Source organism: Streptomyces maremycinicus (assembly GCF_001184025.1).
In the GTDB taxonomy this organism is placed as follows: Bacteria; Actinomycetota; Actinomycetes; order Streptomycetales; family Streptomycetaceae; genus Streptomyces; species Streptomyces maremycinicus.
The window spans coordinates 67,295-91,812 of record NZ_BBYG01000008.1; the positions used below are offsets into that span (position 1 = coordinate 67,295).

The window sequence follows — 24,518 nt, forward strand, 5'->3', positions numbered from 1 at the left end:
TTTCCGACCGTTCCCTCGCAAGGAAGGAAGCGTGTGATGTTCCTCTTTCGCCGAAACGGGCCCCGCGTCACGGTCGACGAGGCGCGCAGCCGCACCGGCGGCGATCAGCCCGACGCGGTCCTGCTCGACGTGCGTGAGAAGCCCGAATGGACCGCCGGCCATGCCCCGGGCGCCGTCCACGTGCCGCTGACGAAGCTGGTCGCCGACGGCATCCTGCCGGCCGAGGCGCAGGGGCGACCGCTGGTGGTGATCTGCCGCAGCGGGCACCGCTCCCAGCAGGCGGCGAAGCTCCTCGCCGAGCGCGGAGCGCGGGCGGTGGACGTTGAAGGCGGCATGAACGCGTGGGCCGCTGCCGGGCACCCGGTCGTCGACGAACGCGGGAACAGCGGCCGGATAGCGTGACCGTACTTGTTCTCGCCCTCATTGCCGGGGCCGTCATCGGTCTCGCCCTCGGAGCCCTCGGCGGCGGTGGCAGCGTCCTTGCCGTACCGGCACTGATCTACCTGCTCGGCTTCACACCCGCCGCCGCCACCACCGCCAGCCTGATCATCGTCACCGCCACCTCCGTCACGGCCCTGTACGCCCACACCCGCGACGGGAACGTGGCATGGAAGACAGGGGCGCTGTTCGCCGCGGCGGGCATCGTCCCCGCCTTCCTCGCGGGGGCCGTCGCCGGGAGCCTGCCCGAAGCCGTCCTGACGTCGGCGTTCGCGGTCATCGCCGCGCTGGCGGCCCTGCGCATGCTGCGTCCGTCCGCGTCCGAGCCGCCGGACCGGATCCGTCCCGGCAAGGCGGCCGGCGCCGGTGCCGGACTCGGTGCTGTGACGGGCTTCCTGGGAGTCGGCGGGGGATTCCTCGCCGTGCCCGCCCTGGTGAGCGTCCTGGGACTGACCATGCGGCGGGCGGTGGGCACCAGCTTGCTCGTCATCACGGTCAACTCACTCGCCGCGCTCGCCGCTCGCACCGGCACCGGTGGCGGGCTCCACTGGGAGATCATCGGCCCCTTCACCGGAGCTGCGATCCTCGGAGCCTGGGACGGCAAACGGCTGGCGACGAAGATCTCCGGCACCACCCTTCAGAAAATCTTCGCCGGCGTACTGCTGGCGGTGGCGGCCTTCATGCTCGTCGACGTGATCGTCTGAACACGAAGGCCGTCAACAGCCCAGAAGCAGGGACCGGGAGAGCTTTTCCGGCCGACGCGCATCTCAGGACCGCCTGCTGCCCGGCTCCCGTCAGATCAAGTTCCACCACGACTTCCGCACCCGTAAGGACATCTGCCATGACCACACCCACGGCCCTCGCCACCGACGAGGCGCGCACCCGCCTGCACGAACTGACCGTCATCGACGTGCGTACCCCGGGCGAATACGCCGGCGGTCACCTCCCCGGCGCGCTCAACATCCCCCTCGACCAGATCCAGCGCGCGCTGCCCGACATCCGGCACGCCGCCGACCGCGGTGACGTCCTGGTCGTCTGCGCCTCGGGCGCCCGCTCCGAGAACGCCGGCAGGATCCTCGCCGAGAACGGCGTCAGGGCCGCCACCCTGTCGGGCGGCACCGGCGCCTGGGCGGCCGACGGCCACGAGCTGCACCGCCCGCAGGGCGCCTCACGTGCCACCTGGGGCATGGAACGGCAGGTAAGGCTCACGGCAGGAGTGATCGTGCTGCTCGGTCTGCTGCTCGGGCTCGTCGTCCACCCAGCCTTCCAGCTGCTCTCCGCCGGCATCGCGGGCGGTCTGGTCTTCTCCGCCCTGACCAACACCTGCGGCATGGCCGCCCTGCTCGCCAAGCTGCCGCACAACCGTCCCCGCGCCGCCGACCTCGACAACACGCTAGCCGCACTGCGCAACCGATGAGCCACGCGAAAAGATTGGGGAGGGATCCGGAACCGGACCCCTCCCCCTTTCGCATGCCAGGCACGCGGCTGAAGGCGCACTATCCGTGCGCAGACGTCTCCTCTTCCGGCGACGGCTGCGGATCCCGCCCTCTCAAGGTGCGAAGCAGCACCAGCAGTGCCGCCAGCGCCGCCACAGCGGCCGTGATCAGCACGATCAGCCGGTCGGACACCGCTGCGCCGAGGTCGGACAACCGCTCTTCCAGGGCGAACTCGGTATCGGTGCTCAACACCGACGGCAGCGCGGACGTGCCGTCGAAGGAGAGGAAAGCCGCACCGAGCGCGATGAACAGCACGCCGCCGACGACCGAGGTGCTGTGCAGGGCCACCGGACCCACCCGGAAGACCCGCCCTCGCAGCCAGCGCTTGCGGCCCAGATCGAAGCGGTCCCACAACAACGCCAGCACGAACATCGGAACCGCCATCCCCAAGGCGTAGACGGCGAGCAGCATTCCGCCGTGCAGAGGGTCGCCGTCCACGGCCGCCACGGTCAGGATGCCTCCGAGGATCGGCCCTGCACAGAACCCCGCCAGCCCGTACACCGCGCCCAGCGCGAACACCGACAGCACCGAGCCCGAACGGCGTCCGCCCGCGGCCTGCGCCATCCGGCGGGAGCCGAAGCCCAACCCGGCGATCTGGGCCACGCCCAGCGCAATGACCGTCCATCCGCCCGCTGTCACCAGGGTGTCCCGATGTCCATAGAAGAGCCGGCTGGCGAACGAGCCGGCCACGCCGAGCGGCACGAGTGTCGTGCACAGGCCGAGGTAGAACAGGCCGGTGCGCGCCACCAGCCGGGTGCGACTGGTGAAGGAGTAGGCGAAGAAGGCAGGCAGCAACAGTGCGCTGCACGGGCTGAGCAGAGCGAGCAGACCGCCGAGGAATGCAACCGCCAATCCGGTCTCGCTCATCGCCCGGCCGCCTTCGCCGCCGCCTCGACGGCTTCCTTGAAGGTGGCCGTGGGCTGAGCCCCCAGAATCGGCCGGCCGTTGATCAAAAACGCCGGAGTGCTGGTCACACCGAGGTTGTAGCCCTCCTCCTGGTCCTTCTGCATGGCGCTGCGGGCCTTGCCGGATGCCATGTCCGCCTGGAACCGCTCGATGTCGGTGATTCCGGCCTCACGGGCCATGTCGATGAGGTTCTCGGCGCTGAACTCACCGGCGTTGCGTTCACGCGGCTTGCTGTAGGCGACGTCGTGGAACTCCCAGAACTTCTTCTGCTGCCCGGCCGCCCAGCCGGCGAGCGCGGCCTGTTCCGACTCCTCGCCGAAGACGGGAAAGTTGCGCCATTCGATGCGCAGGACGCCCTTGTCGACGTACGAGCGCAGCAGTTCGGGTTCGGTCTTGCGGGCGAACTGGCCACAGAACGGGCACTGGAAGTCGGAGTACTCGATCATCACCACCGGGGCGTCCGCCCGTCCGACGGCCAGGGCATCGGAGGGATCGCGGCGGGCAAGGGCGAGCAGGCTCTCGTCGGCAGGCGCCGGGGCGGCGGACTCGCTGACAATGGCGGATTCGCCCGCTGCCTCGTTGCGGCCCCCGGAGCCGTCCAGCGTGAGGGCGAAGGCCCCGGCCACCGCTGCGGCGGCGAGGACCGCGGCGGCCGCGATGGCGCGCCTGCGGGTGCGGCGGGACGAAGACGGTGTGGATGCAGTCATGGAACACCTCAGATGTGAGGGAGAAGGGGCAGAACCGGGCCGCAGATCAGGCAGACGCCGTGACCGGGCACGCGGTCTGGGAGGACAGGCGGCGCAGCGCGGCTTCCGCCAGCAGTCCCGCCGACACGAAAGCCAGCAGTGGCTGCAGGGGAGCCCAGTAGCTCAAGGCTCCGGAAGCTCCGAGGAGCAAGAGGACGAGCTTGTTGCAGACCGGGCAGCCGATGGCGAAGAAGGACAGCGCGCCGCCGACCATTCCCTGACGGCCGCCGTTGTGGGTCTTGGGCCCCGAGGGGGCAGCGGGTTGGCGCACATAGGTGGTCAGGACGATGCCTGCCAGTACGGCCGTGACGGCGAGGGCCGGGTAGTTCCACCACTGCACGGGGACCGACCGGCCGAACAGCGGATTGGGCACCACGTCGGTGGGTGCGCCGACCAGGATCGCTGTGGCCAGGGCACCGACGCCCGCCACAGTCCACTGCCGGGTCCGCCAACCACGCAGTGCTGCACCCGCCCGACTCAATGAGCGCGGGGAAGAAGACATACTGAAAAGCTCCGTTTCCAAGGATTTAGGAACACGACCGAAAGGCCGGTCTAAATCCGTAGAACGGAGTGAAGTGTCGTTGGCGGCGGCGGAGCCGGGCCGCCCGACAGCATCCCGGAGAGCTGTGAATGGGACGGCGTAGGGGCGGTATGAAGGGCTGCGGGACCGGGGCACGAAGCCGTCGGCGACACACTTTCTGCCCGCTGCGCGCTGTGATCGGCGAGCACCTTCTTGCCGCATGGCGCCGCCGTCCCGCCGGACCCCTCAGAGGCGATAGGTGCATGCACATGCTGCGCGGCGGACGGGGGCGTGCCGGGCCCGCCACGCTCCGCGTGTCCAAAGACGCACAACAGCGCCACCACGGCTACAAGCAGAGCCAGCACACCGCGGAAGCCGACGTGTGTCGGCCTCTGTGCCACTGCTCGCTTCATCATCGATCCTGCGTCCGCTCGGAGACTCAGCCACCATAGGACACCCGCACGGCTCCGTACCCTCGGCAGGCCGGGTGGGCGGAGACTCAGGCGGGTGAGTCGGATGCCGCGGTACCCAAGCTCAGGCCAGAGAGAGGAACAGCTTCTCCAGTCGGGTACGCATCTGCTCCCGGTCGCCGGAAGCGGCCATGTCCGCGTCGGTCAGGCAGTGCTGCAGACCGGTGGCGATGATCGCGAAACCGGCCTTGTCCAGAGCCCGGGACGCCGCGGCGAGCTGGGTGACGACGTCCTCGCAGTCCCGTCCCTCCTCGATCATCTTGATCACACCGGTGATCTGGCCCTGTGCCCGGCGCAGCCGGTTGACCACCGTCTTCAGTTCCTCAGCCGCCATCGCCAGTTCCACAACCCACACTCCTTCGAGATACCCCCTTGGGTATCTTACAGAAGGGACAACCCCGACCGGGCGAGGAAAAATCCCCGCGGCACCCACTGCCGTCACTGCTGATCAGGCCAACGACCGCCTGTACGGCTACACCATCATCGACGAGCGGCCTCGGCGAATACGCCGCCGGCCACCCGCCCGGCGCCCGCAACATTCCCCTCGGCCACCTGCGCACCGCCGTGTCTGCCCTCAAGACGGTCTGGCAGGGGTGGGGCGGGTCCGTGCAGAGTTGGAGTCAGGGGAACTCCTTGGACCCGCCCCGCTCACCGGCCACCTGCCCTTGGGCTGGCCGGCAGGTGAGGCTGGAGGCCCCGACGCGGGGATCTACGAGGCAGTGGCCAGATCGTTGAGTAACTCGTCGAGGCCCACGACGCGGAACGACTGGAGACGGCGAATCAACTGCGAGGCGAGGAACGTCCCGATGTTCGGATGGCCGTACGGCAACGGCGCATCCGGCTGTGCGATGACCTTCACACCGCTCTCGTCCCGGCTGTAAAGAGTGCCGTGCACGCCGTACAGGGGCGCGCTCCTGGCCAGGAACACCGTCGGGTCGCCCTCCAGGTGCGGACAAAGCCTCGCGGCGGCGCGGGTGTGCCTGCGGCACACCGGAGGCTGATTGGTGAGAATGCGCGGCTGCCGTGGATCGTGATCCCGAGGGCCGGCGAGAAAGATGAACCCGAGGGGCGTGCGGGCGGGACCTGTGCAGACCTGGCAGGTGAGCGTCTGCATGCACACCATCTGCCGGTGGGGGTGCATCAGCTTCCACTGTGGCTCACCGGAGATCCGGCCTTCGGCGTCGACAGGGTTCCACCCGCACCGGGCCCAGAGCACGCCCCGCGGGTCTCGGTCACGGGGGTCCTCGTCCGCGTAGTACAGCCGCGGGGCGGAGGAGTGGCGCGTGATGACGAGGTTGTCCGGCGCCGCGTCCTCCCCTTCCCTCTGGGTGATGTACGGGACCAGGGAAAGGTTCTTGCCGCTCGGCTCGACGGCCCGCGGGTTGTACGTGAGGCGGAGAGGCGGGAAGGTCACGACGCCTCCGTAAGGCACTGGTGGGCCAGCAGGCGTTCGAGGAGTTCGTCGAGCATCCACGCCATGCGCCGGATGCGTCCGACGGCCCGGCGGTGGTCGGTGGGTACTTCCTCGGTCCGGATGGTGAGCCCGCGCGCGATTAGGTCGGACACTTGCTCGTCCTGCTCGGACACCTTGGAGCCCACGGCGAGGTGGACGAGTCGCATCACGTCGCCACGGAGGCGCTGTGCGTGCTCGTCGACCTCGGGTTCGGTGGACGTGTAGTCGTCCAGGACGGCTGCCACGTCATCGAGCAGCAAGCCGTCGACATACGGAGCCCACCGCTGCACCTTCTCCAGGACCTTTCTCAAGCCGGCCTCGGTGAAGGGCTGTACGGCGGCTGGCACGGGATGGGGGCCAACCGGGGCGGAGGGCGGGGCCGTCACCGCTCCCTCTCCTCTGGCACAGCGAGGCGGAGCCGGTAGGCACCTCGTACGGGGGCGGGCACGGTGATCTCCTCTACGCGAAGTCGGTGATCCGGACGCCCCTGGAATGGGCCGGCCAATGGCTTCGAGGCTCCCGTCGCGGTAGTGGCGTTTCCACGCCGTTGCTACGCCGTCTCCCCGCCGTTTGGACGGCGGAGAAGCGTCGGTCGGACGGCGTGGAAACGCGTTGGGGACAGGAGGAACCTGTGGGTCACGCCCGTTCGTACGACCGGAAGAGCGACCGCGATGCTGAACGACTCAAACCCGGCGAGCCATCGTCCGCACACGCACTGGATGGTCCTGGCCGGTCGATGTGAGCCGATCGCCCCGGCCCGTGACCGGGTTCGTACCGTGCTGGCCGGCGTCGTGCCCTGCGTGGACGACGCGGTGCTGGTCGTATCCGAGCTGGTGGGCAACGCCGTGCGACACACGACGGCCGGCCCCGACTGTCTGACGATCGAAATTGACGGGGATCAGGTCGTCGTCGCGGTCCACGACCCGGAGCCTGACGATGCTCGTGTGCACCTGTCGGAGGCTGCTGCCGATCCGCTTGCCGAGTCCGGCCGTGGGCTGTGGCTGGTGCAGACGCTGGCACGTCGGTGGTACGTGGAGACCACCGCCGTCGGCAAGGCGGTCGTTGCCGTCCTGCCGCGCGGGAAAACGGCAGTCAGCCGAGCGGCAGGCTCTTGACGACGTCCCATCGATAGGCGCGGTCCTCGCGTCGCAGCTCCACCAACTGCACTTCCCGGACGTGCAGATCGACTGGTGCAAGGCCCCGGAGTGGGGTGACGGCCTCGATGACCGGAGCAGCGGGGCGTGGCCGGTTGTTGTAGGCCAGGCTCAGGTGCGGGCGGAACAGCGCGGTCGGCTTGCGGGGAGCGAGCCCCAACGGAGCCATGGACTCGCTGAGGGCCGCGTGCAGTGCCAGTACCGGGCCCCAAGGGGCGACCGTCAGGCGTACGGCTCCCCGAGAACCCGCGAGCGGGACCGCCCGCAGGCGGAAGGCCGCCGGGAGAAGTGGGGCCGCCGCGCTGATGACGTCATCGAGACGGCTCAGCGGCAACGCTGCGGCGGAACCGACGCGTGTGAGCGTGATGTGCAACCCGTCGTCGGGGACAGGATTCAGGTCGAGCGGCGCGAGGTGCTGCTGGCAGCGAAGAGCGAGGTCGGCCAGCGCTGGGCTGTCGGGGAAGGTGAGCATCCAGTAGTACGCCCGGGTCCGTGCCGTCCAGCCGGGCCGGTCCCAGTGATCGACCATGGTCTCCACGGCGTCGAAGGCGGCCTGGTCGTGCGCCGCGATCACCGCCGCGTCACTCAGGTCGGCCGGCGGGTGGGCAGGGAAGGCTGCGGGATCGGCGCTGAGCTGGATGTGCGGCCAAGACACCCGGCGAACTCCTTCGTGATCACCCCGCCTCGACAGGCGGGAGCTGACGGCCCCAGGCGCGGAGCTGTTCGCCATACTCGCGCACCGCCGGCCGGGACCGCCAAGGGGCTGCCCGCTCGTACAGGTCCCGGGAGCGTTGCCGTACCGAGCTGATCGGCAGCGGGCTGGCCAGAGTGATCGCCTGTTGCCCAAGGGACATGGCGTGCTCCACGTCGGGTGCTCGCTGTTGAAGCACCGCGGTGGCCACGTCGAGGCGGACCAGCGAGCGGCTCCACGCGGAGTCGGACCTCTCGACCAGGTCGTCGAGGTCTTCGGCATCTCTTAGCACGTGCCCGGTGTCCTGCAGAGCGACACGGGCGGTCAGTGCATTGGCCAGGGTGCGGGCCCGCCCATACGGCAAGAAAGAGATGCAGGAGGTCAGGCCGGGGGTCACGTCATGCCGGTCGGAGAGCTCCAGCGCTCGCCCGATGGCCCGCTCGCCCTGGTTCCGGTCACCGAGCTTGCCGAGCGCCCGAGCCCGGCCGTTGACCAGCAGCCGGATGGCCTGCGGATGGTTCGGCGCCCGGTCCACCGCGGCGGCGGCCCGCGCGTCGGCCTCGTCGTAACGGCCGGCGTAGTACGCCGCGAAGGACTGAGTGCCGCAAGCCCACATCTCGGTGTCGAGATCGCCGATCGCCCGGCTAAGTTCTAGCGCTTCGGCGCAGTACGCCTCAGCCAAGGGGAACGCGCCGGTGTTCACCGCCATGTAGCCGAGCAGCCCGCCGGCGCGTGCGGTGATCCGGAACAGTTCCCTGCGTGCGGCCGGAGGTTGCTGACCGGCGAGCAGGGTGTACCCCATGCTGCGCAGGCTCTTCGTCTGTCCCCACAGGCTGTCCGGCCCGTCCTTCTCGTACCGCTCGGTGATCACATCGATCCGGGAGGCGAGAAAGGACAGAGTGGTCTGGTCGACGTTGCCGCAGGCCAGCTGACGGGCTCGGGCGACAATCTCCGCCGGGTCGTCATCGTGGGTGGTCGGGCCGGCCTGGGGAGAAGGTGGAACGTCCGCAGGTAGTGGCTCTGGGGCGGTCGGCGAATAGGCGGAGGCCGAAGCGAAGAGGTCGCGGGCAGCTCTGCCCAGCAGCTCTTCCAGAATGCGGCACGTGTCGGGGCGGGGAAGCTGCTTCAGTTCCCCACTCAGCCACCGGTCGAACTGTCGCGAAGAGACCGCGACCGAGGCCAGCCGAGGGTCAGCCGCCTCCTTGGCCAGGTTCCGGGCCGCGCGGGAGAACTGCACCTCGAACGCCGTGTAAGTCGTGAGGTGGCGCTCTTCGAGTAACTGCCGCAGCAGCGTGTTCCGGGGCAAGGAAGACCTCCCAACACGTCGGCGGAACCAGGGGCTCCTCGGAGAATGGCACGCACGCCGGGCCGTGCGGCGTACGGGACGTCCTACGCAAGAGTGGCGACGCAAAGCACAACTAGGCAATATGTCTGGCTAAGTTGGCCCGTACGGGTTGTCCGCCAACGGGTGGATGGACAGACTGCCCTCATGGCACTGAAGAGGAAGCTGGTCCCTCAGTCGGTCTACCGACGCCAGCTCGCCACACGGCTGCGCGAGTTACGGGAGGCGTCCGGCCTGACCCTCACCGAGGTGTCGGAGCAGATCGAAGTCAACCAGGGGTCTCTCAGCCGGATCGAGACCGGCGAGCGCGGTACCACCCCAGTACTGGTTCGCGCTCTCCTCGACTGCTACGCCGTCACGGACACCGAGCTGCGTGACGACATCCTGGACTTGGTGCGTGCCGACAAGGAACAACAGAAGCCCTGGTGGCGCAAGTACTCCACGGTTCTCACCCCGACCCGCTACGACGGTTACCTCGCCCTGGAGGCAGGGGCCATCGCGCTGGCCAACTACCAGCCCTTGCTCGTCCCCGGCCTGCTTCAGACGGAGGACTACGCTCGCGCCGTCATCGCCCAGATGCGTCCTGATCTCGGCGCCGATCAGGTGGACGCTCTGGTCAAGGTACGCATGGAACGCCAGGAAAGCCGCTTGGCCGGTGAGCGCCCCGCCGAACTGCGGGCCGTCCTGGACGAAGGCGTCCTCCACCGCGTCATCGGCTCACCCACCGTGATGCGCCAGCAGTTCGAGCGCCTTGTCCAGGTCGGCGAACTACCGAACGTCACCATCCAGCTCCTCCCGTTCGCCCTCGGCGCCCATCCGGGCCTGTACGGCCCCTTCGTCATCCTCACCTTCCCCCAGCCCACAGCTCCGCTGGTCTGGCTGGAGAACCCCAACAACTCCGTGTATCTGGAGTCCCAAAGCGACGTCCAGAACTACACGGACACCTTCGACCAGCTCAGGGCCTCCGCCCTCAGCCCGTCCGAGACCCTTACCCGACTCACCCGCACCGCCGAGGAGCTCGAACCTTGAGCACGATTCCGCCCCGCCGCCCCAGCGCCGAGGAACTGCACAACGCGCAATGGCGCAGGAGCTCCTACAGCGGAGGTGCCAACGACTGTGTCGAGATCGCCGACCTCGGCGCGTACGCGGGGGTGCGCGATTCCAAGGCCCCTGACCTCTCACCCGTGATCCTCAGCCGTTCCGCCCTGGGCAATCTGCTGGACCACTACACCGACGGCGAGACTTGCATCGGCTGAGGCACTGCCGAGCCGCACATGCGCCCGTTGCAGCCGCCAACCAGGAGCACCGCGTGAGCGATCAGTCCGACAAGCTGTTCCTTCAGATTGTGGTCTGCGCGGCCGGAGTCGCAGCCGACGTCGGCCGGCTGATCACGGCAGCGCACGAGCGGCACTGGGATGTCGGCGTTGTCGCCACCCCGCAAGGACTCGGCTTCCTTGACGCTGAGGCGGTCGTGGACCAGACCGGCCGCCCCATCCGCTCGGCCTGGCGGTCACCGGCGGAGCCGCGCCCGAGTCGGGCTGCGGATGCGATCGCGGTCGCCCCGGCGACCTTCAACACGGTCAACAAGTGGGCCGCCGGGATCTCGGACAACTTGGCGCTGGGGATCTTGTGCGAGGCGCCCGCCATGGGCGTTCCGGTCGCCATGTTGCCGTACCTGAACTCCGCCCAGGCCGCCCATCCTGCATACCGTAGGAGTCTGGATCTGCTGCGCGAGATGGGTGTCCTGATCGGTTCCTACGAGCCTCACCGGCCGAAGGCGGGCGGTGGGGCCGACCGCTACCGCTGGGAGGAAGTGCTGGAGCTGCTTGCCCCGAGGTTGCCCGCGCGGTCGTGATCAGCGACGGCGTGCTCCCGGCGGCGGGGGCGCGATCGTGGCGGCTGCCCTCGTGTGGTTCGCGGTCACGGTGCTCAACGCGCCGGTGGAGACGGTGCTTGCCTCGTGGGCCGGAGTGCTGGGTGTCCCGTCGGGCCGCACTGTCCTGTGGGCCTGTGCTGCACGGGCGCATGCGTTGGGCGTCGGCCGTGCGCTCAAGCGTTGAATTCGCCATGCCAACGTCCTTGCGGGGGAGCGGGCGTCATCCAGGGCACGTAGGTCGGCGCCCTGTCTGAGGAGTCGCTCAGGGTCGTGCCCGAGTGCTTCCGCTTCGGCGAGTGCGGCGGTGAGGGCAGCAATCGAGGGATCTGCCAGGACGTGCTCCGAGTGCTTGGGTACGGCCCGACGGATGTGGTGGACGTGCCGGTCCACAGTCGGTTGTGGCGGTCGGCGCCGGATGAGGGCGGTCAGGGGCGCGGTTGCTGCCTGGTCGTATGCGGCTTGGAGGTGGAGCAGGGTCTGCTGGGTGGCGGCGACCTGCTGGTCGTGGTGGCGGAGCTGGTGCCAGCGAGTGGCCGCGATGGTGACGAGGATCGCGGCATCGAGGAGCATCGCCAGAGCCGTACCGTCCTTGAGGGCGGGCTCGCGGAGCATCGCCCTTGTGGCGCTTCGCAGGGCGCGGGCGTGGTGGTGTTCGGCCTCAATGCGGGAGCGCGTGGCGCGCTCGAAGGCGTGGGCGGCTTCGCGGAGCTGGGCGCGGATGGGCGCGGGGGCGAGAAGGGGCAGGGAGTCAAGGGCTTCACCGAAGGCGGCGAGGTGGGCCTGGGAGGCTCCATCGTCGTGACCGCTGAGGTGGTGGGGGATGCGCTCGGTGGCGGCGATGGCCTGGTGCCAGGGGTTGGGAGAGCGAGGAAAGCGCTTGTTCGGCTGGTTGGTGGGCTGCGGGTCGGTGGCCTGCAGGCGTGCTCGGATCCTGGGGAGGGACAGGTCCGGGGCGAGTGTGGAGCCGGAGTACCAGATGGGTTCCTTGGCGGCGGTGAGGCTGTCTTCGCTGGCGACCTTGTAGCCGCGTACGTCGCCGGAAGGGAAGTACACGGCTTCGACCAACACACCTTCGGTGCGGCTGAGCAGGCGGATGAACTCCTCGGTGCTGGTGGAGGCGGCCACGGCAGTGCGGACGATGGTGCGCAGGCGTTCACGAGCCGACTTGTCCTGCCCTTGGCGGTGTGCCTTTTCCTGCTCGGCGCGAGTAGAGCGTCTGGCGGCAGTGCGGTCTCCGCGGACGACTTGAAGGAGTCCGTACTCCTTCTCGATGGCGGCGAGTTCGCGGTCGGCGGTGAGGTAGTCGTTCCAGTGGCGGGCGGGGCGGAGGTCACCGCGGACCTTGGTGGCCGCGATGTGGATGTGGTCGGGGGCGTGGCGGACGGCGACCCAGCGGCAGCCGTCCGGGTCGTCTTGTGGCGCGAGGCCGGTGGCGGCCACGACGCGGCGGGCTATGTCGGCCCACTCCTCGTCGCTGAGGTGGCGGTCGGTCATGGCGGCGCGGAGGGAGCAGTGCCAGACGTGCCGCTCGGGTGCGCGGCCGAGTCGGCGGGCTTGCTTGACGCGGAGGTCGAGGTCAGCCACGAGAAGCCGCTTTGTGGCGGTGAAGTCGTCCGTGCGGCCGGGGTCGGGGGCGAAGCCGTCCCAGGAGGCGACGAGGTGGGGGTCGGTGTGGTCTTTGGCCTTCTTGGTGTCGAACAGGTAGCGGATCAGGCCGGCCGTGTCCTTTCCGCTGCTGATCTTGGCGATCACCGGGCGGCCTTGTTGGTGACGGCCTGGTTCGCCGCTGCCGCGATCTCGCTGATGGCAGTACGGACCGCGACCAGGGTGCGTTCGGTCTGGGCGAGGGCGGCGGTGTCCCCAGGGTGTGGATGACCGCCGGTGTTGAGCTTCCGGGCGATCTGATTGGTGTTGTTGCCGATCTTGGCGACCTGCTCGCGCAGGGCGGTCAGCTCGTCGATGTAGTCGTCCAGCGGGGTGCGCTGGCCTGGAAGGGCGAGGTCGCCGTGAATGTGGGCCATGACGACGGCGCCGACGTAGTGGGCGCCGGCGACGTTGAGGGACCGGGCCGTGGCGAGAATGGCGCTCTTCTCTTCGACGCTGTAGCGCACGTCGACGCGTTCCTTGCGCTGGGTGTCTTTGCGCTTGCGGCGACGGGCGATGCGGTGCAGGGCGGCGGCTTCGGCGGCACGCGGCAGGACGACGGGCGTGGCCTGGACGCGTTGTTCCTCCTCGGATGCCCCCTGGCTCCCGAGAGTTTCCGCCACCCCCGGGGCGGAACTCCCGTTGGACCGACCCTTGGACGGTCCAACGGCATACCTTGCTGGCTGGGTGACGCCCGTGCTCATCACCGGCTGTCCGGAGAGCAGGTCATATCGGGATTCGCGCATCGGTCAGTCCTGACTGGAATGGGTGGGCGGGGAGTGACGGCGACAGCCGGCCAGGCGCTTCGTGCCCTGGCCTGAGCAGTGCGATGACGGGCGGTAACGGCTGGTCAGCGCGCTAGGCGACGCGCTCGGGCGTGCGATCCAGTTCGGTCTGCAGGCGGCGCGTGATCTCGGTGAGGCGGTCTTTACCGATGGGGTGGCCCTGGGCCCGGATCGCCGATTCGACGTGGCGGCGGGAAATGCGCCCGTGGCGTCCCAGGGGTGCGGTGCGGCCGAGAGCCAGGAGCGTCTCCGTGGAAACGCTGGGCTGCCGGCCCTTGATCTGCTCTTGGGGCTGGCGGGCCCCCGCCACGTCGGCCGGGGGACCCGCCACATCCGCCATGTCTTGCGCCACAACTCCAGGCCGTGCCTGTGCCGCGTCCGTCGATGAATCGGACGTGTCGATGTCCGACTCGGGCCGCGGCGGGCTTTCGATGTGAGTGTGGCGCTGAGCGCTGACCGGTTCAGTCGAGTGCCGTCGTGTGGGGTGGCGGCGTATGACGAGGTCCAGGTGGACGGCTCCGGCGAGTGCGAGCGGGGCGATGGCCGACAGCGCACCGACGGTGACGTCGTCCAAGTGGAGCCCGGCGGCGTTGCTCTCCTGGTTGAGACGGACGGCGTGCAGGGCATTCGCCCAGATGCTCGTGATGGTGGCGATGCCGACGAGGGCCCAGACGTAGAGGCGAGAGCGCCAGGGGGCGGCACGAAGGATGAGCAGGGCTGCGACGCCGATGGCGATGAACCCGTCGATCACGAGAGGGAAGGCGTACGTCAGCACTCCGCGGATGTGGATGGCGACGGCCATCTGCCGCAGGGCGTCGTAGGAGAGGGCGAAGCCGATCGTGCCGACCGTAGCGACGCCCAGGCGGATCGCAGCGGTCATCACCGGTATCCGGGGCACGGTGGTGCGTGCAGGCAAGCGGGTGCTCCAAGCGGGAGGGGGTTCTGCTGGTCAGGGGAGGCGGACCCGTCGCACTCGTCGCACGGCTGGTCAGAGCAGGTACGGGTGACCGTCGTGGTACGAGACGACTCGTCGCAGCGACGACACCCGTCACGGGGTTGACCTGCGATGCGACGGGTGCGACGAGTCCTTACGGGTGCGGGCCCGGGTTCATCGGGGTGCTCTCGTCACTGCTCTCGGAGTCGGATTCCTCCCGGCAGTACCGCGCCCAGGCATCGGTGAAGCGAAGGCGGGCGAAACCCTTGGCCTGCCTGCCGCCCTCGAAACGGAGGGTGGCGGCCTTGATGTCGAAGTCCTTCAAGAGGAGCCCGAGGTGGCGAGGGCCGAGGCCGGTGGTGCCGTACTCGGCCCACGGAGCCTCCTGATCCTTGAGTAGCTCCTCCAGCAGGTCCCGGGTGCGCATGAGGTCCGGGTCGCCGCAGCGGGCGAAGGCGCGCCGGATGTCCTGCAGCAGGCGGGTCTTGAGATTGGACTCGTCGTCCTTGTCCGCCTCGGCGGCGCACATGGCCGCGCAGGCAGCGCGCGCATCGTCGGGCCAGGTGCCGCCGGCCAGCTCCGCAACGATCACGAGCGGTTCCCAGGTATCGGCCGCCCGGTCCTGCACCGGCATCCTCGGTACCAGGTCCGCGGCCGTGTCCATGAGCGGACGGATCCAAGCCGTAAGACGGTCCCGCAGGGCGTGCAGGGCCGGAATGTCGCGGCGGGAGCGGAACTGCTCGACGCGCTCCCCGTCCTTGCGGCGTTGCATGCGGATCACCACCGCCCGGTCCATGACCGTGTCCGGCAGAGCGCCGATACCGGCGAGCGCGGCCATGGCGAAGGTGGGGAACTTCCGAGGCTTGTGCTCGGGGCCGGAGATTCGCAGGGCGGGCCGGTTGCGCTGGTGGCCGGCGTTGAGCAGGCCGCGCAGTTCCTCGTTCTTCTCGGCGGCCTTGATGCTGCCGAAGATGGTGTCGGCCTCGTCTACCAAGAGGGTGGGCGGGTCGTCGCCGATGGCGCGGAAGACGACGGCCGGGCTGGTGTTCACGGTGATCAGCGGGTCGTGCGCCGTCTCCGTGATCACGTCCAGCAGACGGGACTTGCCGCACCGCTTCGCCGGCCCGACCACCGCCAGGCGCGGTGCGTGCTGCAGCGCGGGCTGGATGTGCGTGGCCGCCACCCACAACGTGACGGCAGTCAGCGCGTCACCGTTGGGCAGGATCACGTACCGGGCGATCGCCGCCCGCAGCTCGTCCAGCAGGGCGGCTCCTTCGTTGGAGTCGTCCAGTCCGCAACTCTCAGAAGGCGAGGGCTCGGGTGTCTGGCCTTGGCCGGGGACGTCCACGGGTGGCCAAGGCGGGGTACCGGCAGGTGGGGTGGGAGTGGAAGAAGTCGTAGATTCGTCCATAGGTGCTCCTCCCTGGCGGCCCAGGCGGGCAAGGCCCGGGCTCGCCGAGACAGATCGTTCAGGCATGGGCGATGAGGGCAGGGACCGCGCGGCTCCCGGCGGTGGCTCGCCGGGAGCCGCTTCGCTTCCCCCGCGAGGTGGGCTCAGACCGCGAGGTCGTACGCGGCCTGGGCGTTCAGCCAGGCGTCCACCTCGACCCACCGGTAGCGCAGGTGGCGGCCGACCTTGTGCACGTTGGGGCCGATGGCCCGGTACTTCCACTGATAGAGCGTCTTGACCGGCACCCCGAGGTACTCGGCGACTTCCGCCGGGGTGGCCAGAGGGCCGCGTCGGGAGGCGTCGGCGGCAGTGTGGGCAGGACGGGGGGAAAGGCTCGGCATAGGGCTCCCTTTTCGGTTTCGGACAACAGCGTGGACAACACAGCCACACCTCGGGTGGAGAAGTCCAGAGTTGGTTCTAGAAGGCTCCAGAAGTTCCCGTTGGTGAGCAGGGGAGGCATAACCGTAAGGGCGAATCGGCGGTTGACCAAAAAGTTGGCGCCAGTGCGACGGACGGATCGTAAGCGCAGGTCGCGGTCACTCCCTGGGCGCTGCAGTCAGTTGGACTGCGCTCACTTTGCGGCGAACGCTTAATCGGCAGCGTAGTTTCTAGTGCCGTGAGTCAGGTGCTATCCCGTGCAATGTGCGATCGGGCGGGATGCGACTTCTGTAGGGTTTGTGAACCAACTATTGCCAAAGGCTTCGGCTGTAAGTTACAGCTACCTGTTATGGCAACTCGACCTCTCGAAATAGGCCCTGCCGGCCTCTATACCGCCCGTGCCATCGAGCACATGCGGCTGGCGCTCGGCCTCACCCAGCATCAACTGGCCGCCCGCTGCACCGCGATGGGCCGCCCGATGACCAACACCGCGCTCAGCCGCACCGAGCGCGCCCACCGACGTTGCGACATCGACGACCTCGTCCTGATCGCCGAAGCTCTCGGTGTCATGCCGACGGCTCTGCTGCCTGCCGGGGCCTGCCCCGCCCACCCTCGCCACTCCGGAGCAGACATCCGCGACCGTGCCCAGGGGGTCCTTCTTGGCTGACGTGTACGACCGCTGGCACAAGTCCCATCCCAAGCCGGACGAGACCCAGTGCAGCGAGCACAAGAGCCGCACTCGGCGGATGGTCCCGACCTCGGACCACGGGATCGGGAAGCGCTGGCAGGTCCGGTACCGCGACCTGGACGGCCACCAGCGCAAGGAGAACTTCCACACGAGGGCCGAAGCCGACAAGCGGGCGGCCGAGGTCGACGTGGAGATCCGGAGCGGCAGTTATGTCGTCCCCGCCGAGACGAAGCAGACGCTCGGCGCCTACGCCCAGAAGTGGCTCGAGGCGAACTCGGTGGGTCCGACCACGGCCCTCCGGTACGAAGCCACCGTCCGCAATCACATCGCCGCCCATCTCGGCCGACGCGAGCTGCGGTCCCTGAACAAGCCCTCGGTCATTCAGGGCTGGATCCGCACCCTCCAGGACGGCGGCTTCGAGGTGTCGACGATCGAGGGCTTCTTCGACATCCTCTCCAGCATCCTCGGCATGGCCGTGGAGGACGGGTTGCTGCCGAAGAACCCGTGCAAGTCGAAGTCGGTCAAGCTGCCGACGGCGACCAAGAAGAAGATCGTCCCCTGGCCTCTGGAGCGCGTACGCGCCGTCATCGAAGGGCTGCCCAAACGCTTCCAGGCCGGCGGCAAGCTCGCCTTCGGCTGCGGTCTGCGACAGGGGGAGATCTTCGGCTTCGCCGTCGAAGACGTCGACTTCAAGGGCGGCTGGATTCACGTCAACCGCCAGGTGCGGCTCGTCGGCACGAAGCCCGTCTTCGCCCTGCCCAAGGGGAACAAGATCAGGTCGGTGCCACTGCCGGCTCAGGTGGCCGCTGCCCTCAAGGCCCATATGAGGGAGTTCCCGCCGACGGTGGTCACGCTGCCCTGGGCGAAGCCCGACGGCGATCCCAAGACTTTCCGCTTGCTCTTCGTCGATGAGAAGGGACGGGCGTACAACCGCAGCGTCTTCAACATGGGCGCCTGGAAGCGAGCCCTGGTCGCCGCCGGCGTGATCCCTCCCCGCGAGCGCGGGGCGAGGTACCTCCAGGCGGCCCCGGAGGACGGCATGCACGCCCTCCGGCATGCGTACGCCTCCGTGCTCCTGGACGCGGGGGAGAGCATCAAGGCGCTCTCCGAGTACCTCGGCCACTCGGACCCCGGCTTCACTCTGCGGACGTACACGCACCTGCTGCCGTCCAGCGAGAGCCGCACCCGCAAGGCGATCGACGACGCCTTCACCGAGACCGAAGCCGGGGAAGGCGAGGCGGAAGACAACGGTGACCCGCCCGCGACCGAGGGCACATCAGCACCCCCAGCAAAACCAATGTGCCCTCAATGTGCCCTGGCCGCCTGACGGCCCCTCCCGGCACATGACAAAGGCGGGACCCGAAAGCCCCGCCCGCACCCTACGAAACCCCAGCTCAAGGCCACACAAGGCAATAAGGCTGATGCCCCGCCTCATGCAGCCGGTGGGAGAAGTCCTGCCACTCGTGCAGCAGCTGGTACACGTTGAACGCGTCCCGGGGGCCGCCCCGGTCCGGGACCGTCGACCAGATGAAGGCCGCCGCGCCCACCGCTTCCTCGCCGATGTCCCGCAGCGGATCCACGACCGTCATGGGCAGCTTCACCACGGCGTAGTCGGGATGCAGGACGACCAGCTCCAGCGGGGGCACCTTGCTGAGGGGAACGCCTTCGATGCCCGTCAGCACCATCGCCGCCATGGTCTCCGGCTTGATCTTGGTGAACATGCCGTTCATACCGAGCTCGTCGCCGCCGAGCTCCTCGGGGCGCATCGAGATCGGCACGCGGGCCGCGGTCGCACCGTCGGGCGCGCCGAAATACTTGTACGTCACCCCCACCCGACCACCATTCCTGCTCCCCGCCCGAAGGGGATCGACCCGCTGGTCGACCCGCCGGTCGATCCGCTCGAACCCCTCGATGCTGTCGATCCGGTCGATCTGATCGATGCGGTCGATCCGCTCGGGCTCACTCGGTACACCTTGTGCCTGCGTCTGACGTGCTTCGTTGGCTTCCTCCGCGTCGCGCCGGTGCCTTCCCCGCCGGGCACGTCGAGGACCCAGGTCGTCAGTCCCCTCGCCCAGTCCGCCACCGCGATGCATATCTCCACCCGACTGCTTTTCTAGGACGCGTGGCCCCCGCCGCGCAACCCGATCATCGTGTCAGTGACCTCCCCCACGGCCGCCCGCCGAAACGTGCGTTGAAACACCTGTCCGCAGGATCTTCGCAGCCCCAAGACACTCGGTCGGTGTGAGCTACGTCTATCAGGCCCGTTCCGACTCAGTTTCGCAGATGGTGAAGCGGACGACGGCCCCGCCGGCCCCCGGCCGCCGCTGGCCTACCCTGGGAGGTCACTGACAACCGGAGCCCAGCAAGTCGGAGAAGGTCGGAGAAGTCGCAGGTCATGAGCGAACTGCCCTATTCATACGAGGCGCCTGTGTCGCAGGCGCTGTTCGACCGCGCGTCCGCCGTCACGCCGGGGGGTGTGAACTCGCCGGTGCGCGCGTTCCGCGCCGTGGGCGGGACGCCCCGGTTCATGGTGTCCGGTACCGGCCCGTATCTGACGGACGCCGACGGCCGGGAGTACGTCGACCTGGTCTGTTCCTGGGGGCCCATGATCCTCGGGCACTCGCACCCCGAGGTGATCGCCGCCGTCCAGGAGGCCGTCTCGCGCGGTACGTCCTTCGGTACGCCCGGTGAGGGCGAGGTCACGCTCGCCGAGGAGATGGTCGCCCGGATCGATCCCCTGGAGGAGGTGCGGCTGGTCTCCAGCGGCACCGAGGCCACCATGTCGGCCATCCGGCTGGCCCGCGGCTTCACCCGGCGCACCAAGGTGATCAAGTTCGCCGGCTGCTACCACGGGCACGTCGACTCGCTCCTCGCGGCCGCCGGATCGGGCGTCGCCACCTTCGCGCTGCCCGACACCCCGGGTGTCACCGGCGCCCAGGCCGGCGACACCATCGTCCTGCCGTACAACGACCTCGAGGCCGTGCAGGAGGCCTTCCACCGGCACCCCGGCGAGATCGCCTGTGTGATCACCGAGGCCTCGCCCGGCAACATGGGGGTCGTGCCGCCCCTGCCCGGCTTCAACCAGGGACTCAAGGACGCCTGCCAGAACAACGGCGCGCTCTTCATCTCCGACGAGGTCATGACCGGGTTCCGTACCAGCCGGGCCGGCTGGTACGGGATCGACGGCGTGCGGCCCGACCTCATGACCTTCGGCAAGGTCATGGGCGGTGGCTTCCCCGCAGCGGCCTTCGGCGGCCGGGCGGACGTCATGGCGCACCTGGCTCCCGCCGGGCCCGTCTACCAGGCCGGCACCCTCTCCGGGAACCCGGTGGCGACCGCCGCGGGGCTCGCCCAGCTGCGGCTCCTCGACGACGCCGCCTACGCCAGGATCGACGACGTCTCCACCCGGATCCAGTCGCTGGTGTCGGAGGCGCTGGCCAAGGAGGGGGTCGCGCACACGCTCCAGAGCGCCTCCAACATGTTCTCCGTCTTCTTCACGGACCGGCCGGTCCGTGACTACGAGGACGCCAAGGCGCAGGAGTCCTTCCGCTTCACCGCCTTCTTCCACTCGCTGCTGGCGAACGGCGTGTACCTGCCGCCGTCGTCCTTCGAGTCCTGGTTCGTGTCCACGGCCCACGACGACCGGGCCCTCCAGAGAATCGCCGACGCCCTTCCGGCGGCGGCCCGAGCGGCTGCGGAGGCCACAGCGGCATGACCACCCCGGAAAACGCCCCCGAGAATCTCCTGTCCCCGGGCGACAAGGACCTCACCGTCGTCCACCTCATGCGGCACGGCGAGGTGGACAACCCCGATGGCGTCCTCTACGGCCGTCTCGACGGCTACCACCTCTCCGAGCTGGGCCGGCGGATGGCCGACCGGGTCGCCGAGCACCTCGCATCGAGGGACATCACCCACGTCGTGGCGTCCCCGCTGGAGCGGGCGCAGGAGACGGCGACGCCGATCGCCAAGGCGCACGGGCTCGGCCTGGCCACCGACGCGCGGCTCCTGGAGGCGGAGAACGTCTTCCAGGGCAAGACCTTCGGTGTCGGAGACGGGGCGCTGCGCCGGCCCGAGAACTGGAAGCACCTCGTCAACCCGTTCAAGCCGTCCTGGGGCGAGCCGTACGTCGACCAGGTCGTCCGGATGATGGGCGCGCTGGACGCGGCGAAGGAGGCGGCCCGCGGGCACGAGGCGGTGCTGGTCAGCCACCAACTGCCGATCTGGATCGTGCGGTCCTACGTCGAGCGGCGGCGGTTGTGGCACGACCCGCGCAAGCGGCAGTGCACGCTGGCCTCGCTGACGAGCTTCACGTACCAGGGCGACAAGATCGTGTCCGTCGGCTACAGCGAACCCGCCATCGATCTGGTGCCCGCTCATCTCCGGGCCGGCGCCAAGCCGGTGCAGGGGAAGGGCAAGGCCTTCGGGGCGTAGTCCCGCGGGCCCACGCCCGTCCGGATCCGCTCACCGGAACCCACGGCCGCATCCGCCTACCGGAACCCAGGGCCGGATCCGCCCTCGGAACCCGCGGCCGGATCCGTCTACCGGAATCCGGGGGGCGGAACCCGCGGCCGTGTGCCGTGGCTGAAAAGGGCCACTCTGTTACGGAATCCGGAACTATCGGCGGAACCTCCTCGTTCGTCACGTCCTCTGAATGGGTGACCATCGGAAAATGTGACGAACGGGGTTGCCATGCGCGCCATCACCCGACGGGGAGCACTCGGACTCGGTGCCGGGGCCGCCGCCGCTGCCGGACTGGTGGGGTGCGGCAGCCTCACGGACTCGGACGGGCCGAGCACCCCCGGCGGTTCCAGCGGCTCCGGCAAACCCTCCGGCAGCGCCAGTCCGAAGGTCACCGCCCGACCCCTCGGGGACGGCTCCACCTCCTTCACCGGCAAACAGCCCCACCAGCCGGCCGAGCCCGTGCCGCTCCAGCCCGGCGAGGAGCCGCCGCAGTTCGTCGTCTTCTCCTGGGACGGGGCGGGCGAGGTCGGCAACGGCCTCTTCACGCGCTTCCTCGACCTCGCCGAGGAGCACGGCGCCGGCATGACCTTCTTCCTCTCCGGGCTGTACCTGCTGCCCGAGTCGAAGAAGCGGCTCTACGACCCCCCGAACAACCCGCGCGGGGCCTCCGACATCGGCTACCTCACCGACGAGCACGTCAGGATGACGCTCGACGGCGTCCGCCGCGCCTGGCTCGAAGGGCACGAGATAGGCACCCACTTCAACGGCCACTTCTGCTCCGGGCACGGGACCGTCGGCAACTGGACGCCCAAGCAGTGGCGCAGCGAGATAGACCAGGCGAAGTCGTTCGTGAAGGAGTGGCGGACCAACACCGGCTGGAGCGACCTGCCCGCGCTGCCCTTCGACTACGACAAGGAACTCGTCGGCGGCCGCACGCCCTGTCTGCTCGGCCAGGACAATCTGCTGCCCACCGCCCGCGCCCTCGGCTGGCGCTACGACGCCTCCTCGCCGGGCGGGCGTCAGGTGTGGCCGAAGAAGAAGGACGGCATATGGGATCTGCCGTTGCAGCAGATACCTTTCCCCGGCCGCGGTTTCGAGGTCCTCTCGATGGACTACAACATGCTCGCCAACCAGTCGATCAACTCGACCAAGGCGCCCAGCCACAACTACCCGGGCTGGCGGCAGCAGTCCGCGCAGGCGTACATCCAGGGATTCAAGCGGGCATTCGAGACGAACCGGGCACCGTTCTTCGTCGGCAACCACTTCGAGCAGTGGAACGGCGGCATCTACATGGACGCCGTCGAGGAGGCCTTCAAGCACATCGCGCGGGAGAAGGAGAAGGGCGCGGACGTGCGGCTGGTCTCCTTCCGGCAGTTCGTGGACTGGATCGACGTCCAGCAGCCGGAGGTCCTCGAGAAGCTGCGCACCCTCGACGTCGGGCAGCGGCCTGCCGGGGGCTGGAAGACCTTCCTGGGCGCGAGCACCCCCTCCGCCTCCGCCTCCGCCTCCGCCTCCGCGGCCTAGCACTCCGCCTCACCCCCGGCGGCCACCGCGCCCACCGCCGCCCGGACCACCGCCCCGACCCCCGCGGGCACCGCCTCCAACGCCGCCTGAAATGGGGTTTTCTCCCCGCAAGGGGGGTGCGCAAGATCCTCGGAACGGACATGCGAAACTTTTCACATGAGTGCCGCCAGCCGCGCCCCCCTGTGCTCGACCAGCCGGAACCGTTCGCGCCGTGCCGCCCTGACCGCGGCCGTCGGCGCAGCCGTCGCCGCACTGCTGCTGTCCGCCTGCACCTCCGGAGGCACCACCGGGGGAGGCGGTGACACCCACTTCGTGATGGGCAAGGACGGCATCTCCACCGCGAAGAAGGGGGAGCGCGCCGCCGCTCCCGACCTGTCCGGCAAGACGATCGACGGCAAGCAACTCGACGTCGCCGGCTACAAGGGCAAGGTCGTCGTCCTGAACGTGTGGGGCTCCTGGTGCTCCCCGTGCCGCGCCGAGGCCGCCGGCTTCCAGAAGGTCTATGAGGATCTCCGGGCCGAGGGCGTGCAGTTCGTCGGCATCAACACCCGTGACACCAAGGCCGCCAACGCCATGGCCTTCGACAAGCAGTACGGCATCGAGTACCCCAGCCTGTACGACCCGACGGGCAAGCTGATGCTCCGCTTCAAGAAGGGCACGCTCAACCCGCAGGCCATCCCCTCCACGCTCGTCATAGACCGGGAGGGCAAGATCGCCGCCCGGTCGCTGGCCGCGCTCAGCGAGGAGAAGCTGCGCAAGATGATCTCTCCGGTCCTCGCGGAGAAGTGACGTGAGCGCAGTCACCACGCTCGCCGTGACGGGCTACAACGACACGGTGCTCAACGGCGCCCTGCTCGTCGCCCTGCCCATCGCGCTGCTCGGCGGTCTCGTCTCCTTCTTCTCGCCCTGCGTGCTGCCGCTCGTCCCCGGTTACCTCTCGTACGTGACGGGGGTCGCCGGCACCGACCTCGCCGAGGCCCGTCGCGGGCGGATGGTCGCCGGCGCCTCCCTCTTCGTCCTCGGCTTCACCGCCGTTTTCGTCTCCAGCGGCGCCCTGTTCGGCTACTTCGGCGAGAACCTCCAGGCCAGCCAGGGCGTGCTGTCCAAGGTGCTGGGGGCGCTCATGATCCTCATGGGCGTCTTCTTCATGGGGCTGATGCCCTGGATGACCCAGCGCGAGTTCCGCTTCCACAAACGGCCCGTCGCCGGACTGGCCGGCGCCCCGCTGCTCGGCGCCCTGTTCGGCATCGGGTGGACCCCCTGCATCGGTCCCACCCTCGCCTCGGTGATCGCCCTCTCCTCCCAGCAGGGCAGCGCGGGGCGCGGTGCCATACTGACCGTCGCCTACTGCCTCGGCCTCGGTGTGCCCTTCGTGCTCGCCGCGGTCGCGTTCCGCAAGGCGCTCGGCGCCTTCGGCTGGGTCAAGCGCCACTACGTCTGGGTGATGCGGATCGGCGGCACGATGATGATCGTGACCGGTCTGCTGCTGCTGACCGGCGCCTGGGACCGCCTCGTGCAGGACATCCAGTCCTGGTCCGCCGGCTTCACCGTAGGGATCTGAT

The 24,518-nt window shown here is 69.2% G+C and carries 28 protein-coding genes; 14 read left to right on the plus strand and 14 right to left on the minus strand.

The window, feature by feature from the left end:
* The first annotated feature begins 36 nt into the window (after positions 1-36).
* The 3 genes from AOQ37_RS00355 to AOQ37_RS00365 all read left to right on the plus strand — a co-directional run bounded on the left by AOQ37_RS00355 (position 37) and on the right by AOQ37_RS00365 (position 1,855).
* Entirely contained in the window at positions 37-402 is a 366-nt protein-coding gene (locus AOQ37_RS00355) for a rhodanese-like domain-containing protein (RefSeq protein ID WP_062639978.1), read from the plus strand.
* The gene (locus tag AOQ37_RS00360; protein WP_062639979.1) at positions 399-1,142 is read left to right on the plus strand and encodes a sulfite exporter TauE/SafE family protein; all 744 of its coding nucleotides are present in this window, start codon (positions 399-401) and stop codon (positions 1,140-1,142) included. The genes AOQ37_RS00355 and AOQ37_RS00360 overlap by 4 nt, the downstream gene beginning before the upstream one ends.
* Positions 1,143-1,279: 137 nt before the next feature.
* A complete protein-coding gene (locus AOQ37_RS00365) occupies positions 1,280-1,855 on the plus strand; it encodes a rhodanese-like domain-containing protein (RefSeq protein WP_062639981.1) in 576 nt (191 codons plus the stop codon).
* Positions 1,856-1,934: 79 nt separating this feature from the next.
* On the opposite strand, the gene AOQ37_RS00370 is transcribed toward AOQ37_RS00365, so the two are convergent.
* The 6 genes from AOQ37_RS00370 to AOQ37_RS00395 form a co-directional block, all read right to left on the minus strand.
* A complete protein-coding gene (locus AOQ37_RS00370; protein ID WP_062639983.1) occupies positions 1,935-2,801 on the minus strand; it encodes a cytochrome c biogenesis CcdA family protein in 867 nt (288 codons plus the stop codon).
* Entirely contained in the window at positions 2,798-3,547 is a 750-nt protein-coding gene (locus tag AOQ37_RS00375) for a DsbA family protein (protein WP_062639986.1), read from the minus strand. Before AOQ37_RS00375 ends, AOQ37_RS00370 begins: the two co-directional genes overlap by 4 nt.
* A gap of 46 nt (positions 3,548-3,593) precedes the next feature.
* Entirely contained in the window at positions 3,594-4,088 is a 495-nt protein-coding gene (locus AOQ37_RS00380; RefSeq protein ID WP_062639988.1) for a hypothetical protein, read from the minus strand.
* 552 nt (positions 4,089-4,640) lie between these two features.
* On the minus strand, positions 4,641-4,922 hold the full coding sequence (locus AOQ37_RS00385) for a metal-sensitive transcriptional regulator (RefSeq protein ID WP_062639990.1): 282 nt from the start codon (positions 4,920-4,922) through the stop codon (positions 4,641-4,643).
* 363 nt (positions 4,923-5,285) lie between these two features.
* On the minus strand, positions 5,286-5,990 hold the full coding sequence (locus AOQ37_RS00390) for a hypothetical protein (RefSeq protein WP_062639992.1): 705 nt from the start codon (positions 5,988-5,990) through the stop codon (positions 5,286-5,288).
* Positions 5,987-6,340: a DUF6415 family natural product biosynthesis protein gene (locus tag AOQ37_RS00395; protein ID WP_159401278.1), complete on the minus strand. Its 354-nt coding sequence runs from the start codon at positions 6,338-6,340 to the stop codon at positions 5,987-5,989. The genes AOQ37_RS00390 and AOQ37_RS00395 overlap by 4 nt, the downstream gene beginning before the upstream one ends.
* Before the next feature lie 360 nt (positions 6,341-6,700).
* Here AOQ37_RS00395 and AOQ37_RS00400 point away from each other — a divergent pair, with 360 nt between their 5' ends.
* Complete coding sequence (locus AOQ37_RS00400) at positions 6,701-7,144, plus strand: ATP-binding protein (protein WP_062639996.1); 444 nt, start codon at positions 6,701-6,703, stop codon at positions 7,142-7,144.
* On the opposite strand, the gene AOQ37_RS00405 is transcribed toward AOQ37_RS00400, so the two are convergent.
* A complete protein-coding gene (locus tag AOQ37_RS00405) occupies positions 7,122-7,838 on the minus strand; it encodes a 2'-5' RNA ligase family protein (RefSeq protein WP_062639998.1) in 717 nt (238 codons plus the stop codon). The genes AOQ37_RS00400 and AOQ37_RS00405 overlap by 23 nt on opposite strands.
* 19 nt (positions 7,839-7,857) lie before the next feature.
* The gene (locus tag AOQ37_RS00410; RefSeq protein WP_062640000.1) at positions 7,858-9,180 is read right to left on the minus strand and encodes an NsdA family TPR-like regulatory protein; all 1,323 of its coding nucleotides are present in this window, start codon (positions 9,178-9,180) and stop codon (positions 7,858-7,860) included.
* A 183-nt stretch (positions 9,181-9,363) separates the two neighbouring features.
* Here AOQ37_RS00410 and AOQ37_RS00415 point away from each other — a divergent pair, with 183 nt between their 5' ends.
* From AOQ37_RS00415 to AOQ37_RS00425, 3 genes are read left to right on the plus strand one after another with little or no spacing between them, the layout of a single operon-like run.
* The gene (locus tag AOQ37_RS00415; RefSeq protein ID WP_062640002.1) at positions 9,364-10,245 is read left to right on the plus strand and encodes a helix-turn-helix domain-containing protein; all 882 of its coding nucleotides are present in this window, start codon (positions 9,364-9,366) and stop codon (positions 10,243-10,245) included.
* Entirely contained in the window at positions 10,242-10,472 is a 231-nt protein-coding gene (locus tag AOQ37_RS00420; protein ID WP_199824902.1) for a DUF397 domain-containing protein, read from the plus strand. The genes AOQ37_RS00415 and AOQ37_RS00420 overlap by 4 nt, the downstream gene beginning before the upstream one ends.
* A gap of 53 nt (positions 10,473-10,525) precedes the next feature.
* Complete coding sequence (locus AOQ37_RS00425; protein WP_062640004.1) at positions 10,526-11,071, plus strand: flavoprotein; 546 nt, start codon at positions 10,526-10,528, stop codon at positions 11,069-11,071.
* On the opposite strand, the gene AOQ37_RS00430 is transcribed toward AOQ37_RS00425, so the two are convergent.
* The 5 genes from AOQ37_RS00430 to AOQ37_RS38210 form a co-directional block, all read right to left on the minus strand.
* Entirely contained in the window at positions 11,072-12,844 is a 1,773-nt protein-coding gene (locus AOQ37_RS00430; RefSeq protein ID WP_062640005.1) for a relaxase/mobilization nuclease domain-containing protein, read from the minus strand.
* Complete coding sequence (gene mobC, locus AOQ37_RS00435) at positions 12,841-13,359, minus strand: plasmid mobilization relaxosome protein MobC (RefSeq protein WP_062640007.1); 519 nt, start codon at positions 13,357-13,359, stop codon at positions 12,841-12,843. The genes AOQ37_RS00430 and mobC overlap by 4 nt, the downstream gene beginning before the upstream one ends.
* 235 nt (positions 13,360-13,594) lie before the next feature.
* Positions 13,595-14,410 carry a DUF2637 domain-containing protein gene (locus tag AOQ37_RS00440; protein WP_062641311.1) on the minus strand — a complete coding sequence of 272 codons (816 nt, stop codon included), beginning with the start codon at positions 14,408-14,410 and terminating at the stop codon, positions 13,595-13,597.
* 199 nt (positions 14,411-14,609) lie between these two features.
* Complete coding sequence (locus AOQ37_RS00445; RefSeq protein WP_062640009.1) at positions 14,610-15,866, minus strand: DUF3631 domain-containing protein; 1,257 nt, start codon at positions 15,864-15,866, stop codon at positions 14,610-14,612.
* A 143-nt stretch (positions 15,867-16,009) separates the two neighbouring features.
* The gene (locus AOQ37_RS38210) at positions 16,010-16,246 is read right to left on the minus strand and encodes a helix-turn-helix transcriptional regulator (RefSeq protein ID WP_078889916.1); all 237 of its coding nucleotides are present in this window, start codon (positions 16,244-16,246) and stop codon (positions 16,010-16,012) included.
* A gap of 386 nt (positions 16,247-16,632) precedes the next feature.
* On the opposite strand from AOQ37_RS38210, the gene AOQ37_RS00455 reads away from it, so the two are divergent.
* Positions 16,633-16,950 carry a helix-turn-helix domain-containing protein gene (locus tag AOQ37_RS00455; protein ID WP_062640010.1) on the plus strand — a complete coding sequence of 106 codons (318 nt, stop codon included), beginning with the start codon at positions 16,633-16,635 and terminating at the stop codon, positions 16,948-16,950.
* A gap of 1 nt (position 16,951) precedes the next feature.
* The gene (locus AOQ37_RS00460) at positions 16,952-18,298 is read left to right on the plus strand and encodes a tyrosine-type recombinase/integrase (protein WP_062641314.1); all 1,347 of its coding nucleotides are present in this window, start codon (positions 16,952-16,954) and stop codon (positions 18,296-18,298) included.
* Positions 18,299-18,365: 67 nt separating this feature from the next.
* On the opposite strand, the gene AOQ37_RS00465 is transcribed toward AOQ37_RS00460, so the two are convergent.
* Positions 18,366-18,803 carry a hypothetical protein gene (locus tag AOQ37_RS00465; protein ID WP_020130078.1) on the minus strand — a complete coding sequence of 146 codons (438 nt, stop codon included), beginning with the start codon at positions 18,801-18,803 and terminating at the stop codon, positions 18,366-18,368.
* 563 nt (positions 18,804-19,366) lie between these two features.
* Here AOQ37_RS00465 and hemL point away from each other — a divergent pair.
* The 5 genes from hemL to AOQ37_RS00490 all read left to right on the plus strand — a co-directional run bounded on the left by hemL (position 19,367) and on the right by AOQ37_RS00490 (position 24,517).
* Positions 19,367-20,686, plus strand: coding sequence for a glutamate-1-semialdehyde 2,1-aminomutase (gene hemL, locus AOQ37_RS00470; RefSeq protein WP_062640012.1), 1,320 nt, complete (start codon positions 19,367-19,369; stop codon positions 20,684-20,686).
* Positions 20,683-21,402 carry a histidine phosphatase family protein gene (locus AOQ37_RS00475; RefSeq protein ID WP_062640014.1) on the plus strand — a complete coding sequence of 240 codons (720 nt, stop codon included), beginning with the start codon at positions 20,683-20,685 and terminating at the stop codon, positions 21,400-21,402. The genes hemL and AOQ37_RS00475 overlap by 4 nt, the downstream gene beginning before the upstream one ends.
* Positions 21,403-21,660: 258 nt before the next feature.
* Positions 21,661-22,956, plus strand: coding sequence for a polysaccharide deacetylase family protein (locus AOQ37_RS00480; RefSeq protein WP_062640016.1), 1,296 nt, complete (start codon positions 21,661-21,663; stop codon positions 22,954-22,956).
* A 156-nt stretch (positions 22,957-23,112) separates the two neighbouring features.
* Positions 23,113-23,745, plus strand: coding sequence for a TlpA family protein disulfide reductase (locus AOQ37_RS00485; RefSeq protein ID WP_062640019.1), 633 nt, complete (start codon positions 23,113-23,115; stop codon positions 23,743-23,745).
* A 1-nt stretch (position 23,746) separates the two neighbouring features.
* On the plus strand, positions 23,747-24,517 hold the full coding sequence (locus AOQ37_RS00490; protein WP_062640021.1) for a cytochrome c biogenesis CcdA family protein: 771 nt from the start codon (positions 23,747-23,749) through the stop codon (positions 24,515-24,517).
* Position 24,518 lies beyond the last annotated feature (1 nt).